At 62.4% G+C, this 2,830-nt stretch carries 2 protein-coding genes; one reads left to right on the forward strand and one right to left on the reverse strand.

What is annotated here, in order from left to right; genetic code table 11:
• Window positions 1-194: 194 nt before the first annotated feature.
• Complete coding sequence (locus tag ACYVDE_RS19280; protein WP_460503166.1) at window positions 195-1,385, forward strand: cation:proton antiporter; 1,191 nt, start codon at window positions 195-197, stop codon at window positions 1,383-1,385.
• 109 nt (window positions 1,386-1,494) lie between these two features.
• Here the strand turns inward: ACYVDE_RS19280 and ACYVDE_RS19285 are convergent.
• Window positions 1,495-2,830, reverse strand: a 1,336-nt coding sequence (locus tag ACYVDE_RS19285) for a chloride channel protein (RefSeq protein ID WP_460503167.1), incomplete at its 5' end; no start/stop codon positions are given.

Genomic DNA, 2,830 nt, shown 5'->3' on the forward strand with positions numbered 1-2,830 from the left:
GGCTTCGGCCAGCCGCTGGGCCGCCAGCAGCCCGGCCGGCCCGCCGCCGATGATGGCCACGATTCCCGAACTTTTAGGCATGCTTACAAGAGGAAAAATGGGCCATTGCGCTCCCCGAAAGGGCGCGGCAAAGGTACGGGCCCCGGCCCGCAAGCCTAACCCCGGCCCGAGCCCGGCCGTTAGCACAGTCAACTATGGGACCATACACCATTCTCATCGGCCTGAGCCTGGCGGTGCTGCTATCGTACGTGTTCGACCTCGCCGCCCGGGCCACCAAAGTGCCATCGGTGCTGCTGCTGCTGCTGGCGGGCATCGCCCTCAGTCAAGCCGCCAACTACTGGGGCGTGGCCGTGGCCGTGCCGCCGGTGCTGCTGCAATTATTTGGCATCGTGGGCCTTATCCTGATTGTGCTGGAAGGCTCGCTCGACCTGCGCCTCACCCACGACAAGGCCCCGCTCATCCGACGGTCGTTTCTGGCGGCGGTGCTCATCATGGGCGTGCAGGTGGCGGCCATCGCGGCGCTGCTGCACTTCTACGTGGGGGCCCGCTGGCAAAGCTGCCTGCTCAATGCCGTGCCGCTGGCCGTGGTGAGCAGCGCCGTGGCCATTCCCAGCGTGGCCGGCCTGGGCGGCGACAAGCAGGAGTTCATCGTGTACGAAAGCACGTTTTCCGACATCGTGGGCATCATGCTATTCAACTTCATCTTGCAGGACAATTTCGCGCAGGGCTGGTCCATCGTCACTTTTGGGCGCGATGTGCTGGCTGTGGCTGTGGTGGCCGTGCTCAGCACCGCGCTGCTGGCCTGGCTGCTGGGGCGGCTGCGCTCGCACGTCAAGTTTTTCCTGCTGTTCGCGTTTCTGGTGCTCATCTACAGCATCGCCAAGAAGCTGCACCTCTCGTCGCTGGTGCTGGTGCTGGCCTTCGGCCTAGCCGTCAACAACGCCGACCAGCTGCTGAAACACCCCCTGCTGCGCCGCTTCCTGCACCCCGAGGAGCTGGCCGGCCAGCTGCACCAGCTCAAGAGCATCACCGCCGAATCGGCTTTTCTGATTCGTACTTTCTTCTTCCTGCTTTTCGGCTATTCCATCACCCTCAGCAATTTAGTTAGCTTCAGCTTGCTGCTGCAAGGGGCGCTGATTGTGGGTGTGCTCACGCTGGTGCGCTACGTCTACCTGCGCTACATCGCCAAAACCGACCTCATTCCGGAGCTGTTCATTGCGCCCAAAGGCCTCATTTCGGTACTTCTGTTCTACAGCATTCCGCCCCGCCTGCTCATTGGCGAAGTGAGCGAAAACATGCTGTTTGTCGTCATTCTGCTAACAGGCCTGCTCATGATGGTGGGCCTGCAGCTGGCCCGCAAAGCGCCGGCGCTGGGCGAATATTGACCTGTTTGTCATCCTGAGCGGAGCGAAGGACCTTCTCACGCGTGCACGAAGTATTCATACAGGAGAAGGTCCTTCGCTCCGCTCAAGATGACAGACGATTAGCTAAAAACTAGGCTTCGCTTTCCTGGATGAGCTGCTTGCGGTAGCGCACCAGAATGGTCGATTTCAGGATAAAGCCGAGATAGCGGCCATCTTCTTCGCACACGGGCAGGGCCCAGGCACCGTGGCGGTCGAGCAGGGCCAGGGTGTGGCCCAGGTCGTCGTTGGGTCCCACCACGGCGGGGGCGGGCTTCATGAGCTCGCCCACGGTGGTGGTGGCGTAGTGGGCGTCGTCGAACAGCGCGTCGCGCACCGAATCGAGCGACACCACGCCCAGCAGCCGCCCGCCCGCCGCCACCACCGGAAATAGGTTGCGCGAGGCGTGCCGGAATACCTCCACCAGCTCGCCCAGCGTGGTGGTGGGCCGTACCGGAATGAAGTCGGTTTCGAGCAGCTTGCGCGGGTCGAGCTGGGCCAGCAGGCCGCGGTCGCGGTTGGCGTACACGTCGACGCCGCGCGTAGTGAGCTTGCGCGTGTACACCGAATACGGCTCGAAGTATTTGGTAATGAGGTAGGAGGCCGAGCTCACCAGCATCAGCGGCACAAACAGCGCGTAGCCGCCCGTGATTTCGGCAATGAGGAAGATGGCCGTGAGCGGCGCGTGAATGACGCCCGCCAGCGTGCCGGCCATGCCCAGCACCACAAAATGCACCTCCGGAATATGAATGACGCCGCTCAGATTGATGAGCCGGGCGAAGAAAAACCCCGCCAGCGCCCCCGAAAACAGCGACGAGCCGAACATGCCGCCGTTGCCGCCGCCACCCACCGTGATGCTCGTTGCCACCACCTTCAGCAGCATGCTGAACAGCACCAGCACCAGCAGCAGCCAGGGATTATTGTCGTGATACACCGAAAAAATGCTGCCGTCGGTGAGGTGTTCGGCGTGGCCGCGCAGCAGCAGCTCCACCGTATTATAGCCCTCGCCGTAGAGCGTCGGAAACAGGAAAATCAGCCCGCCCAGCAACGCCCCGGCCACCAGCACCTTGCGCCAGTTCAGCCCGGGCCAGCGCTCAAAGAAATGGTCGAACCAGTGGTAGGTCCGAATCATGTATACCGAGAAAAAAGCCGTGAATAGCCCAAGTAGCACGTAAAACGGCACTGCATCCACCGGCCAGCTCGTGGTAATGAGCACGAACGGCTGGCCCGCGTACAATGCTTTCGACACCACCGTGGCCGTGGCCGATGAAATGAGCAGCGGAATAAAATACTGCGCTGGCAACTCCAGCAAAATGGTTTCGACCGCGAACAGCACGCCCGCAATGGGCGAATTGAAGATGGCCGCCACGCCTGCCGCCGCACCGCAGCCCGTGAGCAGGCGCCGCCGCCGCCTATCGAGGTGCAGCACG

It is taken from the genome of Hymenobacter agri (assembly GCF_054778495.1).

Excerpts from the sequence above, each read along its gene's own strand:
- ACYVDE_RS19280 (WP_460503166.1), top strand. The coding sequence starts at position 195 with ATGGGACCATACACCATTCTCATCGGCCTGAGCCTGGCGGTGCTGCTA.